Origin of the sequence: Streptomyces sp. Root1304 (assembly GCF_001426405.1) — a bacterium.
GTDB lineage: Bacteria > Actinomycetota > Actinomycetes > Streptomycetales > Streptomycetaceae > Streptomyces.
Window position 1 is genome coordinate 37,961 of the sequence record NZ_LMEP01000024.1, and the last position, 18,609, is coordinate 56,569.

12 protein-coding genes, 5 tRNA genes and 1 pseudogene are annotated in these 18,609 nt (G+C 71.5%); 8 read left to right on the forward strand and 10 right to left on the reverse strand.

The features are described 5' to 3' along the window. Window positions 1-87 precede the first annotated feature (87 nt). Complete coding sequence (locus ASD33_RS24780) at window positions 88-636, forward strand: SMI1/KNR4 family protein (protein WP_063992031.1); 549 nt, start codon at window positions 88-90, stop codon at window positions 634-636. 171 nt (window positions 637-807) lie between these two features. Here ASD33_RS24780 and ASD33_RS24785 read toward each other — a convergent pair. The 5 genes from ASD33_RS24785 to ASD33_RS24805 all read right to left on the reverse strand — a co-directional run bounded on the left by ASD33_RS24785 (window position 808) and on the right by ASD33_RS24805 (window position 7,910). After that, window positions 808-880: transfer RNA gene (locus ASD33_RS24785), tRNA-Lys, on the reverse strand. 131 nt (window positions 881-1,011) lie between these two features. Then, on the reverse strand, window positions 1,012-4,131 hold the full coding sequence (locus ASD33_RS24790; protein WP_056564726.1) for an FG-GAP-like repeat-containing protein: 3,120 nt from the start codon (window positions 4,129-4,131) through the stop codon (window positions 1,012-1,014). Between the two features lie 216 nt (window positions 4,132-4,347). Continuing rightward, complete coding sequence (locus tag ASD33_RS24795; RefSeq protein WP_056564728.1) at window positions 4,348-6,522, reverse strand: DEAD/DEAH box helicase; 2,175 nt, start codon at window positions 6,520-6,522, stop codon at window positions 4,348-4,350. A 197-nt stretch (window positions 6,523-6,719) separates the two neighbouring features. Beyond that, window positions 6,720-7,394 (reverse strand): hypothetical protein, encoded by a 675-nt coding sequence (locus ASD33_RS35575; RefSeq protein ID WP_157870083.1) that lies wholly within the window; start codon window positions 7,392-7,394, stop codon window positions 6,720-6,722. Between the two features lie 165 nt (window positions 7,395-7,559). Further along, window positions 7,560-7,910 (reverse strand): metallopeptidase family protein, encoded by a 351-nt coding sequence (locus tag ASD33_RS24805; RefSeq protein ID WP_033208941.1) that lies wholly within the window; start codon window positions 7,908-7,910, stop codon window positions 7,560-7,562. 105 nt (window positions 7,911-8,015) lie between these two features. On the opposite strand from ASD33_RS24805, the gene ASD33_RS24810 reads away from it, so the two are divergent. From ASD33_RS24810 to ASD33_RS24820, 3 genes are all read left to right on the forward strand, one after another. Beyond that, window positions 8,016-8,088 (forward strand) — tRNA-Glu (locus ASD33_RS24810). Window positions 8,089-8,128: 40 nt separating this feature from the next. Further along, a tRNA-Asp gene (locus ASD33_RS24815) sits at window positions 8,129-8,202 on the forward strand. A gap of 22 nt (window positions 8,203-8,224) precedes the next feature. Further along, window positions 8,225-8,298: transfer RNA gene (locus ASD33_RS24820), tRNA-Phe, on the forward strand. 125 nt (window positions 8,299-8,423) lie between these two features. Here ASD33_RS24820 and ASD33_RS24825 read toward each other — a convergent pair. The 3 genes from ASD33_RS24825 to ASD33_RS24835 all read right to left on the reverse strand — a co-directional run bounded on the left by ASD33_RS24825 (window position 8,424) and on the right by ASD33_RS24835 (window position 10,550). Beyond that, window positions 8,424-9,266 carry a cytochrome c biogenesis CcdA family protein gene (locus ASD33_RS24825; RefSeq protein WP_056564734.1) on the reverse strand — a complete coding sequence of 281 codons (843 nt, stop codon included), beginning with the start codon at window positions 9,264-9,266 and terminating at the stop codon, window positions 8,424-8,426. Beyond that, entirely contained in the window at window positions 9,263-10,063 is an 801-nt protein-coding gene (locus ASD33_RS24830; RefSeq protein ID WP_056564737.1) for a thioredoxin domain-containing protein, read from the reverse strand. Before ASD33_RS24830 ends, ASD33_RS24825 begins: the two co-directional genes overlap by 4 nt. Before the next feature lie 64 nt (window positions 10,064-10,127). Further along, on the reverse strand, window positions 10,128-10,550 hold the full coding sequence (locus ASD33_RS24835) for a hypothetical protein (protein WP_056564740.1): 423 nt from the start codon (window positions 10,548-10,550) through the stop codon (window positions 10,128-10,130). Between the two features lie 139 nt (window positions 10,551-10,689). Here ASD33_RS24835 and hrpA point away from each other — a divergent pair, with 139 nt between their 5' ends. From hrpA to ASD33_RS36540, 3 genes are all read left to right on the forward strand, one after another. Further along, complete coding sequence (hrpA, locus tag ASD33_RS24840; protein ID WP_056564744.1) at window positions 10,690-14,664, forward strand: ATP-dependent RNA helicase HrpA; 3,975 nt, start codon at window positions 10,690-10,692, stop codon at window positions 14,662-14,664. Window positions 14,665-14,752: 88 nt separating this feature from the next. Next, window positions 14,753-14,826: transfer RNA gene (locus tag ASD33_RS24845), tRNA-Asp, on the forward strand. 127 nt (window positions 14,827-14,953) lie between these two features. Beyond that, window positions 14,954-15,247, forward strand: coding sequence for a DUF6274 family protein (locus tag ASD33_RS36540; protein ID WP_079045008.1), 294 nt, complete (start codon window positions 14,954-14,956; stop codon window positions 15,245-15,247). Between the two features lie 331 nt (window positions 15,248-15,578). Here ASD33_RS36540 and bldC read toward each other — a convergent pair whose 3' ends face one another. Then, window positions 15,579-15,785 (reverse strand): developmental transcriptional regulator BldC, encoded by a 207-nt coding sequence (gene bldC, locus ASD33_RS24850; RefSeq protein WP_003949541.1) that lies wholly within the window; start codon window positions 15,783-15,785, stop codon window positions 15,579-15,581. Window positions 15,786-16,390: 605 nt separating this feature from the next. Continuing rightward, a pseudogene (locus ASD33_RS24855) lies at window positions 16,391-17,247 on the reverse strand (hypothetical protein). Between the two features lie 155 nt (window positions 17,248-17,402). On the opposite strand from ASD33_RS24855, the gene ASD33_RS24860 reads away from it, so the two are divergent. Continuing rightward, a complete protein-coding gene (locus ASD33_RS24860) occupies window positions 17,403-18,494 on the forward strand; it encodes a Glu/Leu/Phe/Val dehydrogenase dimerization domain-containing protein (RefSeq protein WP_056565629.1) in 1,092 nt (363 codons plus the stop codon). Window positions 18,495-18,609: the final 115 nt, after the last annotated feature.

The window sequence follows — 18,609 nt, forward strand, 5'->3', positions numbered from 1 at the left end:
CGTCCGTGAGCTGTCGGCCACGCGTCGACCGGCTGGCAGTCTGCCGCATGGCCCCGGCTGTCAGAGGTGTCGGCGAAGATGCCCGGCATGAACGAGTACGACGATCTGCTCGAACGCGTCTCGACCAGGGCCGCGGCAAGCGGACGACACCGACCTCCTGTCACCGCCGACGCCCTCGCCACGGCCCAGGAACGCCTTGGATTCCCCCTGCATCCCCTCCTCGCCGCGCTCTACCGGCGTGCGGGGGACGGGGGCTTCGGCCCTGACTACACGCTCTTCCCTCTCGCCCGGACGACGGCTGCCGAAGAGGACACCGTGGTCGACGGCTACCTCGACCGCGTACCGCTCGCCGACGCGGACACCTGGTGGTCCTGGCCCAAGGGAGTCGTGCCGATCCTCGACTGGGGCTGCGCCATGATCGCCGCCGTCGACTGCCTGAGCGAGGACGGGACGGTACTGGTCTTCGACCCGAACGCGATCACCGACCAGGACCTCACCGGTGCCTGGTTCGTCGACGCGGGCAGCCTGGCCGAGTGGCTGGAGACGTGGCTGGCCGGCTCCGGCTGGTACGAGGAGGACATGGTCGACGAGGAGTTCGACATGGCGCTGTGGGCCGATGCCGCCTCTCGCCTGTAGCCGGAGAGGCCGTCGTCTGCCCCTCAGCCTGCCGTGATCCGCCTCCTGCTCGGACCGTCCGCTCACGCACCGCTCACGCACGAGCCCCCGAACGACGAAGCGCCCCGCCCGGTCGAAACCGGGAGGGGCGCTCCGTAGCAGGTCAGAGGGTCTCCCCTCGCCCGCCTCGCGTAGGCCGTGTGGGACTCGAACCCACAACCAATGGATTAAAAGTCCACTGCTCTGCCAATTGAGCTAACGGCCCGTGACAAGCACACCCGTGCAGCATAGCCCGAGAGCTCCCCGGAACCGATCGGGTATCCGACACGGGGCGGGGCGCGTGCCGCGGCCGGAGTACGCGGTCCCCGGTGGGGGCGCGTACTCCGGGCGGCAGTGTCAGGACAGGGACTTGAAGCCGTTCCAGCCGCTCGCGCCGATGAGCGTGCGGGCCGTCAGGGACGGGCCGTCGTGGCGCCAGAGGCGGCCGGACGTGTCGCGGGCCACCAGGTCGGGGCGGGCGTCGCCCGTCAGGTCGCCGGCGCCGACCACCGCGGTGTAGACGCCCCAGCCGGTGCCGACCTTTGTCCGGGCGGTCAGGCCGCCGGTCGCGGTCGCGTGGTACTTCCACAGGACGCCGGCCGCGTCCACACCCAGCAGGTCGCCCCGGCGGTCGCCGTTCAGGTCGCCCGCGCCCAGGATCCGCTTGTACGTCTTCCAGTTCGTGCCGACCCGCGTCCGGGGCTTGAACCGGTGGTCGGCCGTCCCGCCGAAGACGTACATGTCGCCGGTCGACGCCTGACGTGCCACCAGATCGGCGTACCCGTCACCGTTCATGTCGCCCGGGGACGTCAGCTGGTCGTACTGGTTCCAGCCCGTCGCGCTGATCACGGTGTACGGCGACGCCACCGTCAGCACCTTGCCGCAGCCCGGCCGGTAGACCCGCAGCTGGTCGCCCAGCTTCACCAGCACGTCCGGGCACCGGTCGCCGTTGACGTCGCCGAAGGGCACGAGGACGGACGAGGTGCCGAAGCGGGCGGTGGAGCCCGCGTACCGGCCGGAGAGGCCGCCCGTGCCCGTACCCCGGTACATGGAGACGACGCCGACCGTGTCCATCGCCAGCAGGTCGCCAAAGCCGTCGTCGCCCGCGAGGTCGCGCCACGCGGCGGTGCCGCCGCTGACGGAGACGGTGCCCGAGGCGCTCAGGTCACGGCCCTGGCCGTCGGCGGGCTTCGCCCAGAGCGACCAGGTGTAGGCGCCGTTCACGGCGAGCCGGCCGGTGGCGTCCTTGCCGTCCCAGACGGCCGTGATCCTGCCCCGGGCCTCGTCGCCGCCGTAGGTGCGGACGACGGCGCCGGTGGCCTTGTGGCGCAGCGTCAGCTGCCAGATCGACGACGGCTTGGACAGCGGGAGCGAGGCCTTCCAGCCGTCCGCGGCCCGGACGGCGGCCGGCGCGCCCGTCACGGAGGTCGTCAGGTCGGAGGTCGGGACGCCCGTCCACACCACGTGGACGCGGTTGTCGGGGTCCTGGTACGCGACGGCCCCGCCGAAGCGGTCCACGGTCCACGCCTGGCGGCGGGCGCCGTGGACCGGCGTGGCGTCCACGAGGGTGCGGGGCGTGGCCGCCCGGCCGGTGTGGAAGTCGGTGATGCGGAGGTACGAGCTGTACTGGTCCACGTAGTAGCCGTCGCCGAGGAGACCGCCGTCCCCGTACGAGCGGGGCAGCGCGATCCTGGCGCCGCTCCTCAGGTCGACGACGCCCTGCTGGGAGAACTGCCCGCAGGTCCAGTACAGCCAGCGTCCGCCGACCGCCTGGAGTTCCGTCAGGGGGCAGCCGGAGCCGGTCGCGACCGCGGCGAGGGCCTTGCCGGTCACCAGGTCCTTGCGGGCGACCTCGCCGGCCGTCGCCGTCCCGGTGTACAGCGTGTCGTCCCACAGGGCGGCCGCGGTCTGCGGCTGCCGGGACACGACCGTCGAGGCGTCCAGGTTCACGACGACCGTCTCGCCGTCGGTGTCGAGCTCGCCGGGGAAGGTGGGCGTCCCGCTCTGGAAGACCGCCCAGCGGCCGGCGGCGTCGGCGATCCGCCCGTCCTGGTGGCCGACGGCGACCCGGGTCGTCCGGCCCGCGGCGTCGCGGGCGACGACCGCCCGGTCCGTGTACGGGATGCGGGGGTAGGAGACCGTACGGCCGTCACCGCTGTCGAAGAGCGGCGGCGCGTTCCACTCGGCCCCGGCCTCGACGCCCTGCCAGACCGGTGCGGACTGCCCGGTGTGGACGGGGCCGACGGGCAGCGTACGGCCGTAGAAGCCGCGGCCCCCGGGGCCGTCCCACTCCAGGGTGGTGAGCCGGCCGGAGCCCAGCGCGAGCGCGTCGACCTTCGCCGGGAGCGGCTGCAGGCGGCGCAGCTTCTCCACGCCGGGGGCGCCGCCGTTCTTGCCCGGGACGACCTTGAGGAGGGACCAGTCGGTGGCGGAGGCGCCGCCGACCACGGCGGCGCCGGAACCGTCCCCGATCTGGCTGATCCCCGCCTCCGCCCGGTCCAGGAGGGTGTGCGGCTCGCCCGTCGGGGAGAACGCGACGAGGCGGCGGCGGAGCGCCGCGTCGGTGCCCGTCACGTCGTCGACGGCGAGGACCCAGTCGCCGACGAGCCCGATGCCGCGGACCGAGATCCCGGCGGGCAGCGGGTAGGTGGTCTCGGGGCCGTCCAGGTCGGCCCGCTGCCGGATGTGCACGGTACGGGCGCTGTCGACCCAGGCGATCCGCTCGGGGGTCACGGTGACCGGCCCGACGAGCGCGTCGGAGGACGCGGTGGCGGAGGCGATCACCCGCATGCGCCCGGTCCGCAGGTCGATGACGCCGAGGTCGGTGTAGCCGTACGACGGGGAGGTGGCGAAGCGGACGACCGCCGCGTCGGCGTCGCCGGCCACGAGCCGCGCCATGTGCAGGTCGGCGCCCGCGGGCCAGCCGGTGACGGGCGTCGTCGTGCCGTCCGGGTCGCCCACGCGCCGGAGGAAGTACCCGGTGGTGGTGGCGAGCGAGGAGCCGGGCTCGTACTGCTGGAAGAACAGCGTCTCGCCGAGGATCCCCCGGTAGCTCGTGTCCTCGGGGATGGTCAGCGGCTGTTCCGTACCGGTCAGCACGTCACGGACGTAGTGGGTGCCGATCCCGTGCTGGAGGTAGACGTACCGGCCGCCGGTCCCCCGCTCACCGAAGGCTTCGTTGCCGGTGCCGTATCCCAGCGGGACGTCGGTTCCGGTGGCGAAGTCGGTCCACTGCGGCTCCTCCCCGGAGTGCTCGTCGGAGTCCTCGGTGCGGTGCGCGTAGCCGGTGGGCCCCACCGCGAGGACGGTCTCCTGCCGGGGCACGGTCCGCCAGTTCGGCGTGATGTCCAGCTGGTCGACGCCGACGACCGGCGAGGCCGTCGCGGACGGCGAGAGGCCGACCCCCGAGACCAGCAGCGCTGCGGCGAGGACGGCGGTACGCGCGCGGGGCAGCCGCGCGCGGGCGTGACGAGTCAAAGAGAGGTCCCTCCCCAGGGAAACCTGACATGCGGGATGCGGGGCGGGGTCTACGCCGGGCCCCCTGGCCGGCACCTCCACCCACGTCGACCGGCTGAGCGTATCCCGCCGCACCCGCGTACGACGGTGGCGCCCGCGTACGAATCCGCGAAACGGACCAGGGCCCGTACGCCACCGAAGTGTCGTACGGGCCCTGGTCCGTCAGGTCAGTGACGCTCAGCCGTTGCGCTTCCAGCGCGGCTTGTCGTCGCGGCGGCCGAAGGAGCCACCGGTCGAGCCGGTCGAGCCGGTGCCGCGGTGGTCGTCACGACGGCCGTACGGGCGGTCGGTGCCACCGGAGCGGAAGCCGCCGGCGGGGCGGTCGTCGCGACGGTCGCGGTTGAACGGACGGTCGCTGCCCCGGTGGCCGCCGGCCGGACGGTCGTCACGGCGCTCGAAGGAACGGCCGCCGCGGTCGCCACCGCGGTCGTCGCGGTTGAAGCCRCCCGASGGACGGTCGTCACGACGGAAACCACCGGACGGACGGTCGTTGTCACGACGCTCGAACGAACGGCCACCACGGTCGTCGCGGTTGAAGCCGCCCGASGGACGGTCGTCACGACGGAAACCACCGGACGGACGGTCGTTGTCACGACGGAAGCCGCCACGGTCACCACCGCGGTCGCCGCCGCGGAAGCCACCGCGGTCACCGCGGTCGTCACGGTTGAAGCCACCGCGGTCACGGCGCTCGTAGTTGCCGCGCTCGTCGCGGGCCGGGCGCTCCTCGCGGCGCTGCTCCTCGGCACGCGCGGCACGCTCGGCCTCGGCGGCGGCGGCGGCGATCTCGGCCTCGGCGGCCTCGGCCACCTCGGCCACGGCGGCCTCGGGGTCCTCGCCGCGCTCACGGGCGGCGCGGGCCACCAGGCGGTCGGCCTCCTCGCGGAGCTCGACGGCACGGCGCTGCAGGCGCTCCAGCTGCTTGGTCAGGTCGACGACCTCGCGCTCGGCCTGCTTGGCGGCGTTGTTCGCGGAGTCCGACTGGACCTCGGTGAGCGAACGCGCGCCGGTGATCTCGGCGACCTCGGGGTCGAAGGCGCCGGCGCTCTGGATGATGTGGCGCGAGGCGTCGACGCCCGCGTCCTCCATCAGCCGGAAGATCTGGCGGCGCTGGTGCGGCAGCGACAGCGAGACGACGACACCGGACTTGCCGGCGCGGGCCGTACGGCCGGAGCGGTGCAGGTAGTCCTTGTGGTCACCGGCCGGGTCCACGTTCAGGACCAGGTCGATGCCGTCGACGTGGATGCCTCGGGCGGCGACGTCGGTGGCGACCAGCGCGTTGACGTAGCCGTCCTTGAAGTCGGCGAGCACGCGGGTACGGGCACCCTGTGTCATGCCGCCGTGCAGCGCGTCGGCCTTCACGCCGGCCTCGACGAGCTGCTCGGCGATGCGGTCGGCGCCCAGCTGGGTGCGGACGAAGATGATCGTGCGGCCCTTGCGGGCGGCGATGGCGGCCGTGACCGGCGCCTTGTCCTTCGGCTTCACGACGAGGACGTGGTGCGACATGGTCGAGACGTTGCCCTGGGCGCTGTCGACCTCGTGGCTGATCGGGTTGTTCAGGTAGCGCTTGACCAGCGTGCCGATCTCGTTCTCCATGGTGGCGGAGAAGAGCATGCGCTGACCGCCGGCCGGGACCTGGTCGAGCAGCTCGGTGACCTCGGGCAGGAAGCCCAGGTCGGACATCTGGTCGGCCTCGTCGAGGACCGCGACCTGGACGTTCTCCAGGGAGCAGGCGCCGCGGTTGATGATGTCGCGCAGACGGCCCGGGGTGGCGACGAGGATGTCGACGCCGCGCTCGAGGGCGTAGATCTGGTTGCCCATGGACGTACCGCCGCAGACGACCTTGATCTTCAGGCCGAGCACGTCGCCGTACGGCTGGAGGGCGTCCGCGACCTGCATCGCGAGCTCACGGGTCGGGGTGAGGATGACCGCGCGGGGCTTCTTCTTCTCGGTGTGACCGCCGGCCAGCTGGGCCAGGGTCGGGAGACCGAAGGAGAGGGTCTTGCCGGAGCCGGTACGGCCGCGGCCGAGGATGTCCTTGCCGGCCAGGGCGTCCGGGATGGTCGCCGCCTGGATCGGGAAGGGGGTGGTGACACCGTTCTGCGCGAGCTTGCGCACGACGCCCTCCGGCAGACCGAGGTCCGCGAAGGTGACGGTGGGCTCGGCGGGCTCCTCGGCGGAGTCGTCCGCGTCGAAGCCGGCCTCGATGTCGGCGTCGGTGTCGGTGTCGGTGAGGTCGTCGGCCTCGGCCTCGATGACGGCCGTCGCGGCCTCGACGATCTCGGTGGCCTCTACGGCCTCGACGATCTCGTCGTTCTCGGGCATGACGGCGTGGTCAGAACTGAAAATGGACATGCGAAATGCGAAACCTTCCGGAGTCTCGGCACGCGCCCGTCAACTCCGTGATTTCGCAAACGACCGCCTCAATGCGGTCAGCCACGGCTAGGGAGAGTACGCGCCACACGGCGCTCTTCTGTGTCGGCGCCGGGCAATGGGATCAAACGATCTACCACCATACGCACTCTCCCCCACCTGTGGCAAATCGGACTGCGTCACACCGGTCCGACCTGCGGGGAAGCGGCCGGCTCGGGGGGCGCTCCCGGCCCGTCCGCCGCCCGCAGGGCACCCATCTGGGTGTCGGCCCCGGGGGGCGGTGGATCACTGGGGTTGGAGGTCGGCTCCGGAGTCGGCTCGGGGGTCGGGTGTTCGGTGGGCTCCGGCGTCGGCTCCACGGTCGGCTCCGGCGGCTCCGGGGACGGCGTGACCCCGCCGCCCCCGGGGCCGCCGGAACCGCCGCCGTCGCCTCCACCGCTGCCGTTCCCGCCGCTCCCGTTCCCCGCGGAGCCGCCCGCGGCGCCGCCCGGGTTCTCGTGACCGCCGCCCGAGGGCCCCGGCTTCGGCGTCCCGCCGGGACCCTCCACCGGCAGCACCGCGCCCACGGAGGGCTGCGCGGTGCCCGAGGGCGATCCGCTGGGCACCGGGGACTCCGTACCGGCGCCGGTGACATGGGGTCCGCCCTGGCCGCGCCGACCGTCCCCCGACCCGCCGTCGCCGCCCCGGTCGCCGCCGCTCTCGGACTCGGCCGTGACGCCCCGCTTCCCGTCGGAGGCACCGGGCGCCGGCTTCGCCCCCTCGTCGCTCACACTCATACAGCCGCTCAGACCGGCACAGGCCGCGACGGCCAGCGCGGCGGCGGCCCATCTCGCCGGGGTGGGCAAATGACGCACGGGGGCACCTCCAGGACACAACAGGCAGGAACGGAACGCGTTGCACTGCCCAACTCCCCGGGCGCCACAAGGGACACGCCCGAAAAGGCCCTGGCGTGGACCGGCCGCCGGCCTCAGGCCCCGCGAGCCCGGCACGATCCAGAAGACAGGCCCTGCGTCACCGGCTCAGCCGTAGCCCAGCGCGTGCAGCCGCTCGTCGTCGATGCCGAAGTGGTGGGCGATCTCGTGCACGACGGTGATCTCGGTCTCCGCGACCACGTCCTCACGCGACTCGCACATCCGCAGCGTCGGCCCCCGGTAGATCGTGATCCGGTCCGGCAGCACGCCGGCGTACCACTCGCCCCGCTCGGTCAGCGGTGTCCCCTCATAGAGCCCGAGCAGCTCGGGATCGTCGGGGGCGGGCTCGTCCTCCACGAACACGGCGACGTTGTCCATCAGCCGCGTCAGCTCCGGCGGGATCCGGTCCAGGGCCTCGGCGACAAGCTCCTCGAACTCCTCGCGCGTCATCTCCAGCACGGGCCCATTCTCCTCCTCCGGGGAACCGTTTTGGCGATAGCGCCCGCCATCCCATATGCTTCTCACGTCCCCGACGCGCTGAGAAGCGCGCAGGTGGGTCCGTTAGCCCTCATCGTCTAGTGGCCCAGGACGCCGCCCTTTCAAGGCGGTAGCACGGGTTCGAATCCCGTTGGGGGTACGCATTACCGTGTGCGAGACTACGGATCGCGCACAAACTTGGCTCTGTGGAGCAGTTGGTTAGCTCGCCACCCTGTCAAGGTGGAGGTCGCGGGTTCAAGTCCCGTCAGAGTCGCTGAGGTCAGCAATGGCCTCGTGGCTGGGTAGCTCAGTTGGTACGAGCGATCGCCTGAAAAGCGATAGGTCGCCGGTTCGACCCCGGCCCCAGCCACAAACAGAAGGCCCCGTTCGAAAGAACGGGGCCTTCTTCGTGCGCGTGCGTGGAAAGCGGATCGCGGACAGCGCAGGACGCCGTGGCCGTACGGGGAAGGGGCCCGCGCCCCTCCCCCGTACCCCTCACGCCTCCTCGCGCTCCCGCGTACGGCTCCCCCGCCTGCCCCGTAGCACCAGCACCAGGGCCACCACCGCGACCACCGCCACGAGCAGCGCCCAGTCCGGGACCGCCCGGCCGAGGGCGGACACCTGCTCCTCCACCGCGAACGACTCGTCCACCGACAGCAGGCCCGGCAGCGCGGTCGTCCCGTCGAAGACCAGGAACAGCGTGCCGAGGGCCACGAAGAACAGGCCCGAGAGCACCGAGGTCGAGTGGAGCGTGAGACGGCCCACCCGCAGCGGCCTGCCGCGCAGCCAGGACCGCCGGCCCAGGTCGTACCGCTCCCAGAGCAGCGCGAGCACGAACAGCGGCACCGCCATGCCGAGCGCGTACACGGCGAGGAGCAGGCCCCCGTACGCCGGACTGCCGCTCAGCGCCGCCACCGTCAGGACGCTGCCCAGGATCGGGCCCGCGCAGAAGCCGGCGAGGCCGTAGACCAGGCCGAGGGCGTAGACGGAGAGCGCCGACGTGGGCCGGATGCGGCCGCTCGCCTCCGCGACCCGGCGGGAGGCGAAGCCCAGACCGAGGATCTGGAGCACCCCGAGCCCGATGATCAGCCAGCCGCCGACGGTGACCAGCAGGTCCCGGTGGCCGTAGAAGAGGCGGCCCGCGAAGGAGCCGGCCGCGCCGAGCGGGACGAGGGTGGTCGCCAGGCCCGCGTAGAGGATGCCCGTCCTGGCCACCAGCTTCGCGCGCGTGTCGATGGAATACGCGAAGAAGGCCGGCAGCAGGAGGGCGCTGCACGGGCTGAGGAGGGCGAGCAGTCCGCCGAGGAAGGCGGCGAAGTAGCCGATGCCCGAGGTCACTGGCCGGCCTTCTTGCTGGGGGCGGTTTTCTTCGGAGCGGCCTTCGCCGCCGCCTCGATGGCCTCCGTGAAGGTCTCCAGGGGCTGGGCCCCGGCGATCGGACGGCCGTTGACCAGGAAGGACGGGGTGGAGGTGGCGCCGAGGGAGTAGCCCTGCTCCTGGTCCGCGCGGACGGCCTCGCGGGCCGCAGCGCCGTCGGTGTCCTTGGCGAACCGGGCCGCGTCGGGGACGCCCGCCTCCTTCGCGAGGGCGGCCAGCCGGTCCTTGCCGAAGCCCTTCTCCTTGGCGCCCTCCGCGTAGGCCGCCTTGTGGAACTCCCAGAACCGGCCCTGCTGCCCGGCCGCCCAGGAGGCGCGGGCCACCGCCTCCGACTCCTCGCCGAAGATCGGGAAGTTCCGCCACTCGATGCGCAGGGTGCCGTTGTCGACGTACTTCTTCACCAGGGCCGGCTCGGTGTCCCGGGCGAACTTGCCGCAGTAGCCGCACTTGAAGTCGGCGTACTCGATGAGGACGACGGGCGCGTCGGCACGGCCGAGGGCGAGCTTGTCGGAGGCGTCGCGGCGGGCGTAGGCCTCCAGCTCGGCGTAGACGCCGGCGGACGGGTCGGCGGAGACGTCGGCGACGGCGGAGGAACCGGCGGCGCCCGGGGACGCGGGCCGGGTGGCGGTGTAGGAGACGACACCGAGCAGCACGGCGGCGACGGCCACCCCGGAGACGATCACGATCGGCTTGGCCTTGGACGCGGGCTTGGACGCAGAGGCGGGCTTGGGCTTGGGGGTGGGCTTGGGCGTGGACATGCGGAAGCGCTCCTGGAGACAGGGGAAGGAAGAGGGACGGGCTACGGCGGAGGAGGCCGTCCGTCTACACCCTCAGGACCGACAGTTCCACGGGAGACAGGGGGGCGCGCGCGGGTGGCTCCCGTCCGGGCGACGCGGCCGGGTCGCCCGGACCGGGCTGCCGGACCCCGCAGGGCGTCCGGTCGGCGGCGAGCGCGGGCAGCAGCTCCGCGAAGCCGTGCGCGCGCGGCGGTACGACGGGCCCGGCGGCCCCCTCGCCGGCGGCATGACCGGGATCGCAGCCGGGCACACCGGACAGCGGACCGGACGGACCCGCGCGGACCACGGACGGGGCGTCGACGGGAGTCGCGGCACCGGCGGCGGGCTCGGCGCCCGCCGTCATCGGGGCCGGGGCCGACGCCCCCGCCGCCCCGCAGACCAGGAGTCCGAGCACCAGCGCCACCAGCACCACGGCGAGCGCCGCCGGCACGCGGGTGGTGCGGAACATGCGAAGCCTCTCCGGTCCTGGTCGACGTGTCCGAAATAGTACGCACCCCCGGCTCGCGCTCCCCGGCTCTCGTCCCCCGGGAAGCCGCCCGTAAATCGGTTCGCCGCTTCTCGGCCGCAGGTGCGATCCTGGGATCCGTATGTCTACTTCCTTCGCCGCCCTCCAGTCCGTCCTGGCCGAGGTCTCGCTGCGGGACTCCCACCGGCTCGGCCGCCGTCTCGAAGGCGCCCGCCGCATCCGCAAGCCCGAGGCCCGCGCGGCCGTCCTGGACGAGATCGCCGCCGAGGCGGCCAAGGCCAAGGAGCGCGTCGACGGGCGTGCCTCCCGCGTGCCCGCGGTCACGTACCCCGAGCAGCTTCCGGTCTCCCAGAAGAAGGACGAGATCCTGGAGGCGATACGTGACCACCAGGTCGTGATCGTCGCCGGTGAGACGGGCTCCGGGAAGACCACCCAGATCCCGAAGATCTGTCTGGAGCTGGGCCGGGGCGTCCGGGGCATGATCGGGCACACCCAGCCCCGCCGGATCGCCGCCCGCACGGTCGCCGAGCGCGTGGCGGAGGAGCTGAGGACCCCCCTCGGGGAGGCCGTCGGCTGGAAGGTCCGCTTCACCGACCAGGTGAACCCCGACGCGACCTTCGTGAAGCTGATGACGGACGGCATCCTGCTCGCCGAGATCCAGACGGACCGCGAGCTGCGCGCGTACGACACGATCATCATCGACGAGGCCCACGAGCGGTCCCTCAACATCGACTTCCTGCTCGGCTATCTGGCCCAGCTGCTCCCGAAGCGCCCCGACCTCAAGGTCGTGATCACCTCCGCGACGATCGACCCGGAGCGTTTCTCCCGCCACTTCGGCGAGGCCCCGATCGTCGAGGTCAGCGGCCGTACGTACCCGGTGGAGGTCCGTTACCGGCCCCTCCTCGAAGAGGACTCGGACGACGCGGACCGGGACCAGATCACCGCGATCTGCGAAGCCGTCGACGAGCTCCAGTCCGAGGGCCCCGGCGACGTCCTGGTCTTCCTCTCCGGCGAGCGCGAGATCCGGGACACCGCGGACGCGCTGCTCAAGCGGAACCTCCGCAACACCGAGGTCCTCCCTCTCTACGCCCGTCTCTCGCACGCCGAGCAGCACCGGGTCTTCCAGGCGCACTCCGGCCGCCGGATCGTCCTCGCGACGAACGTCGCCGAGACCTCCCTGACGGTCCCCGGCATCAAGTACGTGATCGACCCGGGCACCGCCCGCATCTCCCGCTACTCGCACCGGACCAAGGTGCAGCGGCTGCCGATCGAGCCGGTCAGCCAGGCCAGCGCCAACCAGCGCAAGGGCCGCTGCGGCCGTACGTCCGACGGCATCTGCATCCGGCTGTACTCCGAGGACGACTTCCTGACCCGGCCGGAGTTCACGGACGCGGAGATCCTCCGTACGAACCTGGCCTCCGTCATCCTCCAGATGACCGCGGCCGGCCTCGGCGACATCGAGAAGTTCCCCTTCATCGACCCGCCGGACCACCGGAACATCCGGGACGGCGTGCAGCTCCTGCAGGAGCTGGGCGCGATCGACCCCATGGAGAAGGATCCGAAGAAGCGGCTGACGCAGCAGGGCCGGAAGCTCGCCCAGCTGCCCGTCGACCCGCGCCTCGCGCGCATGGTCCTGGAGGCCGACAGGAACGGCTGCGTCCGCGAGGTCATGGTGATCGCGGCGGCGCTCTCCATCCAGGACCCGCGCGAGCGGCCGTCCGAGAAGCAGGCGCAGGCCGACCAGCAGCACGCCCGGTTCAAGGACGAGACGAGCGACTTCCTCGCCTTCCTGAACCTCTGGCGGTACGTCCGCGAGCAGCAGAAGGAGCGGGGTTCCAGCTCCTTCCGCCGGATGTGCAAGCAGGAGTACCTGAACTTCCTGCGCATCCGGGAGTGGCAGGACATCTACACCCAGCTGCGGACGGTCGCGAAGCAGCTGGGCATCCAGGTCAACGAGGAGGACGCTCCCGAGCAGTCCGTCCACGTGTCGCTGCTCGCGGGTCTGCTCTCGCACATCGGCATGAAGGACGTGAAGGAGTCCAAGGACGGCGCGAAGGACGGCTCCCGCCGCGAGGGCGGCCGGGGCGAGTACCTGGGCGCCCGCAACGCCAAGTTCGCGATCTTCCCCGGTTCCGCGCTCTTCAAGAAGCCCCCGCGTTTCGTGATGTCCGCCGAGCTGGTGGAGACCTCGCGCCTCTGGGCCCGGGTCAACGCGCGCGTGGAGCCGGAGTGGATCGAGCCGCTCGCCCAGCACCTGGTGAAGAAGACGTACAGCGAGCCGCACTGGGAGAAGGACCAGGCGGCCGTGATGGCCTTCGAGAAGGTGACGCTGTACGGCGTCCCGATCGTCGCCGACCGCAAGGTGAACTACGGCCGGATCGACCCGGAGGTCTCCCGGGACCTGTTCATCAGGAACGCGCTGGTCGAGGGCGACTGGCGCACCCACCACAAGTTCTTCGCGGACAACCGCAAGCTCCTGACCGAGGTCGAGGAGCTGGAGCACCGGGCCCGCCGCCGGGACATCCTCGTCGACGACGAGACGCTGTTCGACTTCTACGACAAGCGCGTCCCGGAACACGTCGTGTCCGGCGCCCACTTCGACTCCTGGTGGAAGCACAAGCGCCATGACGAGCCGGAGTTCCTCGACTTCGAGCGCGAGATGCTCATCAACGAGAAGGCGGGGGCGGTCACCAAGGACGACTACCCGGACTCGTGGCGGCAGGGCGCGCTGAAGTTCCGGGTGACGTACCAGTTCGAGCCGGGCGCGGACGCGGACGGCGTGACCGTCCACATCCCGCTCCAGGTGCTGAACCAGGTGACGGACGACGGCTTCGAGTGGCAGATCCCGGGTCTGCGCGCGGAGGTCGTCACGGAGCTGATCCGCTCCCTGCCGAAGCCGATCCGCCGCCACTACGTGCCCGCGCCGAACTTCGCGACCCGCTTCCTGGACGCGGTCGTGCCCGTCCAGGAGCCGCTGGCGGGGGCGCTCGCCCGCGAGCTCCAGCGGATGGTCGGCGTCCCGGTCACGGCCGAGGACTTCGACTGGGCGAAGGTGCCCGAGCACCTCAAGGTGACCTTCCGGATCGTCGACGAGCGGCGCCGGAAGCTCGCCGAGGACAAGGACCTGGAGACGCTGCGGCTGCAGCTGCGGCCGAAGGCCCGCAAGGCCCTCTCGCAGGCCGCCGCGGCGGCCACCGGGGGCCCCGACGGCTCCGGGCCGTCCCTGGAGCGCACGGGGCTCACGGACTGGACGATCGACACGCTCACGAAGGTCTTCGAGACCAAGCGGGGCGGGCAGCCGGTCAAGGCGTACCCGGCGCTGGTGGACGAGGGCGCGACCGTGGCCGTACGTCTCTTCGACTCGGAGGCCGAGCAGGAGCGGGCGATGTGGCGGGGCACCCGGAAGCTGATCATGCTGAACATCCCGGTGAACCCGGCGAAGTTCGCCTCGGACAAGCTGACCAACCAGCAGAAGCTGGCCCTGTCCTCGAACCCGCACGGCTCGATCCAGGCCCTCTTCGACGACTGCGCGACCGCCGCCGCCGACCGGCTGATCACGGAGCACGGCGGCCCGGCCTGGGACGAGGAGTCCTTCCGGAAGCTGTACGACAAGGTCCGCGCGGACCTGGTGGACACGACGGTACGGACGGTGGGCCAGGTCCAGCAGATCCTGGCGGCCTGGCAGGCCTGCGAGCGCCGGCTGAAGTCGACGAACAGCCTGGCCCTGATCAACAACCTGACCGACGTGCGCGCCCAGCTGGCCTGGCTGATGCCGGCCGGGTTCGTCACCCGTACGGGGCTGAAGCGGCTGCCGGACCTGATGCGCTATCTGGTGGCGGTGGACCGGCGGCTCCAGCAGATGCCGACCGGGGTCCAGCGGGACACCACCCGGATGGAGAAGGTCCAGGAGATGCAGGACGAGTACGCCTGGCTGCTCGAACAGCTCCCGAAGGGCCGCCCGGTGCCGACCGAGGTGACCGACATCCGCTGGATGATCGAGGAGCTGCGGGTGAGCTACTTCGCGCACGCGCTCGGCACGGCGCACCCGGTGTCGGACAAGCGGATCGTGAAGGCGATCGACGCGGCGGCGCCCTAGCCGGGGCCCGGCCGTCGGTGAGTTCGACCGGACCCCCTGACCTGCTGTACAGTCTGTGACGCAGCCACTCACGAGGGGCTACAAGCAAGGCTCTGTGGAGCAGTTGGTTAGCTCGCCACCCTGTCAAGGTGGAGGTCGCGGGTTCAAGTCCCGTCAGAGTCGCTTTTCACGAAGGCCCGCATCGCGAGATGCGGGCCTTCGTTGTGTTCCGGTGTCTTGACGGGGCCACGGGCCCGCCGGTACCCCGGACATCAGGGAATCGGGGGCCCACCACCGGAGGTGGTCGCGCATGGCCGCGGCGTCCGCTGCACGGCACGACACGGGAGCACTGCTGCGAGCCCATCTGGCGGCCGCTTCCCGCTACGGGCACCTCACGCGTCACTGCGCGGTCTGCCATCGCCTCCTGCGGCTCGCCATGGAGCTTCCCGAGCCCCCGCGGCGGGCGGAAGCGGCCGGGGAGCCGGCAGAAGGCCACAGGGAGCCCGGGGAGCCGGGAGAGCCGGGGGCGGGCGCCGGGGAGCCGGAGGGCCGGTCGCCGCAGGAGCCGCCGGGCACTGAGGACGAAAGTCCCACCGACCCATGACCAACGGCGGGTTGGGAGGCTTCCCGGCAGTGGGAGGCTGTTCTTTGGCAAGACTTCGCCAGTGTGACGGGTGTCACTGAGGCAGTTTCAGAAACCGCTTCACTTACACCCTCCCTACACCGGCCCGATTTAATATGTGCAATTGCACCGACTCCCGAGGAGTGGCGCCGGACACAAAAGAAGATCGCGCCAGACCCGGCGGAGTCCAGCGCGATCGATGACGAAGGCCTGTTGGGGCAGGAATCCGTCGGCAGAGCTAGGGGTGGGCGACCGGACTGGGGGGTCCGGACGAGCCCGGTGTTACGGGGTACTGCGGGGTGTGTGCGCGACCTCAGGCCTCGCTGCGCTGCTGCGGAATACCCGCCAGCAGCGCGCGAACCTCGGCCTCGCGGTAGCGGCGGTGCCCACCCAGGGTGCGGATGGACGTGAGCTTCCCGGCCTTCGCCCAACGGGTCACCGTCTTCGGGTCCACGCGGAACATCGTGGCAACCTCGGCAGGGGTCAGCAGCGGCTCGGCATCAGGGGTGCGAGCGGTCATGAGCGGCCTCCTCGGGAGAACCGAACCATCTCGGTTCTTTCCTCTAAATTCTGCACCTTGACCCGCGTTGCCCGAAATGGCAGAAGCGGGCCGAGTCGGTTATAGGACGAACGGCTTGTCCTCGGCACTACAACTACACCATCCGTCCAGCCGCGTCGGCCAAACCGATGGAATTGCCCTCGCAGGTGTTCATCAGCGGCGGAAGTCGATGGACCATGCCATAACGGACAGTCACACCACTGTGACGATCAGTCACAGGGTGATCAGGAGTCCTCAGACCCCCCATAGAGTGCAATGCTGAGCGTTCCGCCCAAAGATGGGCGGAAGGAACCCTCCCCGGACTCCTTGTCCTATTTTGGCACGAGGGTGGGTGATGGGCGCAAGGGTGCGTTAAGTGCTGTCCGTCACGCTTGAGCCAAAGGCCCGGATCAGGACCAACGTCCCCGCCCCAGGGGTGCCGAAAGGCCCGCACGACCCCGACACAGCAAACCGGTCATGCGGTATTCGGACAACCCTGAAGATCATTTACACCCGCCGGACATGTCTTGTCGATACCGACCTGACGAAGATGCCCGACTGATGTCAGTTCGCGAACCCGGCTGGGGTCAGTTCGCGAACCGCAGGTCCCTGACGACCCGCCAGCGCTCCGCGAGCCGCCCGTACACCTCGCTCGCCGCCTCGCCGTCGCCCGCCCGCAGCGCGGCGATCCCCTCCGCCAGCTGCGCCGCCGACCGGTCCTCCGCCAGCCACCCCTCCGGGACCACGTGCACGAGACCCCGAAGTCCAGCTCCACCAGCGCCCGCGGATGGAACTCCTCCAGCCAGCGCCCCACCTCGATCAGACCCTCCGTCATCGGGCCGTCGTCGATCGACTCCCGAAGGGCCCGCAGCGCCCGCGCCAGACGCCGGCGCGCCTGCGCCATCGTCGTCCGGTAGCGCAGGACCGGCGCCCGGCCCTGCGCCGTCCCCTTGGGGTCCCCCGGCTCGTACTGCCGGTCCTCGTCCCCGAAGAGCGCGAACCAGCGCAGCGGCACCTGCCAGACCGCCGTCCGGATCCACGGGCGCGCGTCCGGGTTCCGCTCCAGCCAGCGCTCGTAGTCGCTCGCCACCTGGACGCGCACCACCGGCGGCAGCATCGCGTCCAGCACCGGCCCGGGGAACTGGCCGTCCAGCTCCTGGAGCGCCAGCCAGCCCCGCAGCCGGGTCCGCCACGGACAGACCACCACCACCCCGTCCAGATGGGCGACGAAGGCCTCCGCGCTCTCGTGGACCGGCACCGGGACCGGCGGGGTCGGCAGCAGGTCGGCCAGCGACCGCCGCAGCTCCTCCTGCGCCCCCGGCGTGCGCGGCCGGCGGGCGTACCGGGCCCAGTGGGTCCGCTCCGGCTCGGGGAACGCGGCCAGCGGCTCGTACACCCGCAGATAGGACGCGTAGGGGATGAGGACCGAGGAGGCGACCGACATGTCGCGAATCCTTCCACGGAGGTACCCCCCGAGGGGGTGATCCTGAGCACTGCCGCTGATCTACGCCCAGGTAGGACTTACTCTCATGCCGAACTGGTCCTCCCCCACCCGTAGGGAGGCCGCAAACCGCCGCTTCGTACTTGGGAGTCACCACCGTGACCGATGTGACCGGCGTTCCTGCTGACGTACTGCACACCCTGTTCCACTCGGAGCAGGGTGGCCACGAGCAAGTCGTGCTCTGCCAGGACCGCGCCACCGGCCTCAAGGCCGTCATCGCCCTCCACTCCACCGCCCTGGGCCCCGCCCTCGGCGGCACCCGTTTCTACCCGTACGCCACCGAGGCCGAGGCCGTCGCCGACGCGCTCAACCTGGCCCGCGGGATGTCGTACAAGAACGCCATGGCCGGTCTCGACCACGGCGGCGGCAAGGCCGTCATCATCGGCGACCCGGAGCAGATCAAGACCGAGGAGCTCCTCCTCGCCTACGGGCGCTTCGTCGCCTCGCTCGGCGGCCGGTACGTCACGGCCTGCGACGTCGGCACCTACGTCGCCGACATGGACGTCGTGGCCCGCGAGAACAAGTGGACCACCGGCCGCTCCCCGGAGAACGGCGGCGCCGGCGACTCCTCCGTCCTCACCGCCTTCGGCGTCTTCCAGGGCATGCGCGCCTCCGCGCAGACCCTCTGGGGCGACCCGACGCTGCGCGGCCGCAAGGTCGGCGTCGCGGGCGTCGGCAAGGTCGGCCACTATCTCGTCGAGCACCTCCTGTCGGACGGCGCCGAGGTCGTGATCACCGATGTGCGCGAGGAGTCGGTGCGCCGGATCACCGACAAGCACCCGCAGGTGACCGTGGTCGCCGACACCGAGGCGCTGATCCGCGTCGAGGGTCTCGACATCTACGCGCCCTGCGCGCTCGGCGGCGCCCTGAACGACGGGACCGTGCCGGTCCTCACCGCGGCCATCGTCTGCGGCGCGGCCAACAACCAGCTCGCCCACGCCGGCGTCGAGAAGGACCTCGCGGACCGCGGGATCCTCTACGCGCCCGACTACGTGGTGAACGCCGGTGGCGTGATCCAGGTCGCCGACGAGCTGCACGGTTTCGACTTCGACCGCTGCAAGGCGAAGGCGACGAAGATCTTCGACACCACTCTCGAAATCTTCGCACGTGCGAAGGTCGATGGAATTCCGCCGGCCGCGGCGGCCGACCGGATCGCCGAGCAGCGGATGGCGGACGCCCGCCGCGCCTGAGCGGCGCACGGAGGCCGGCCCGCCGAGGGGCCCCGCGGGAAGCCCGCGGGGCCCGCGCGGAGAGACTTCGCTCACGCCCCTCGGCGGGTCGGACCCCCAGAAGAGGTTAAAATCG

What these genes read in the sequence shown, in the direction of transcription:
- ASD33_RS24780 (WP_063992031.1), top strand. Translation starts at nt 88, where the DNA reads ATGAACGAGTACGACGATCTGCTCGAACGCGTCTCGACCAGGGCCGCG.
- ASD33_RS24830 (WP_056564737.1), bottom strand. Translation starts at nt 10,063, where the DNA reads ATGTCCACGCCCAAGCCCACCCCCAAGCCCAAGCCCGCCTCTGCGTCC.
- ASD33_RS24835 (WP_056564740.1), bottom strand. Translation starts at nt 10,550, where the DNA reads ATGTTCCGCACCACCCGCGTGCCGGCGGCGCTCGCCGTGGTGCTGGTG.
- hrpA (WP_056564744.1), top strand. Translation starts at nt 10,690, where the DNA reads ATGTCTACTTCCTTCGCCGCCCTCCAGTCCGTCCTGGCCGAGGTCTCG.
- ASD33_RS36540 (WP_079045008.1), top strand. Translation starts at nt 14,954, where the DNA reads ATGGCCGCGGCGTCCGCTGCACGGCACGACACGGGAGCACTGCTGCGA.
- bldC (WP_003949541.1), bottom strand. Translation starts at nt 15,785, where the DNA reads ATGACCGCTCGCACCCCTGATGCCGAGCCGCTGCTGACCCCTGCCGAG.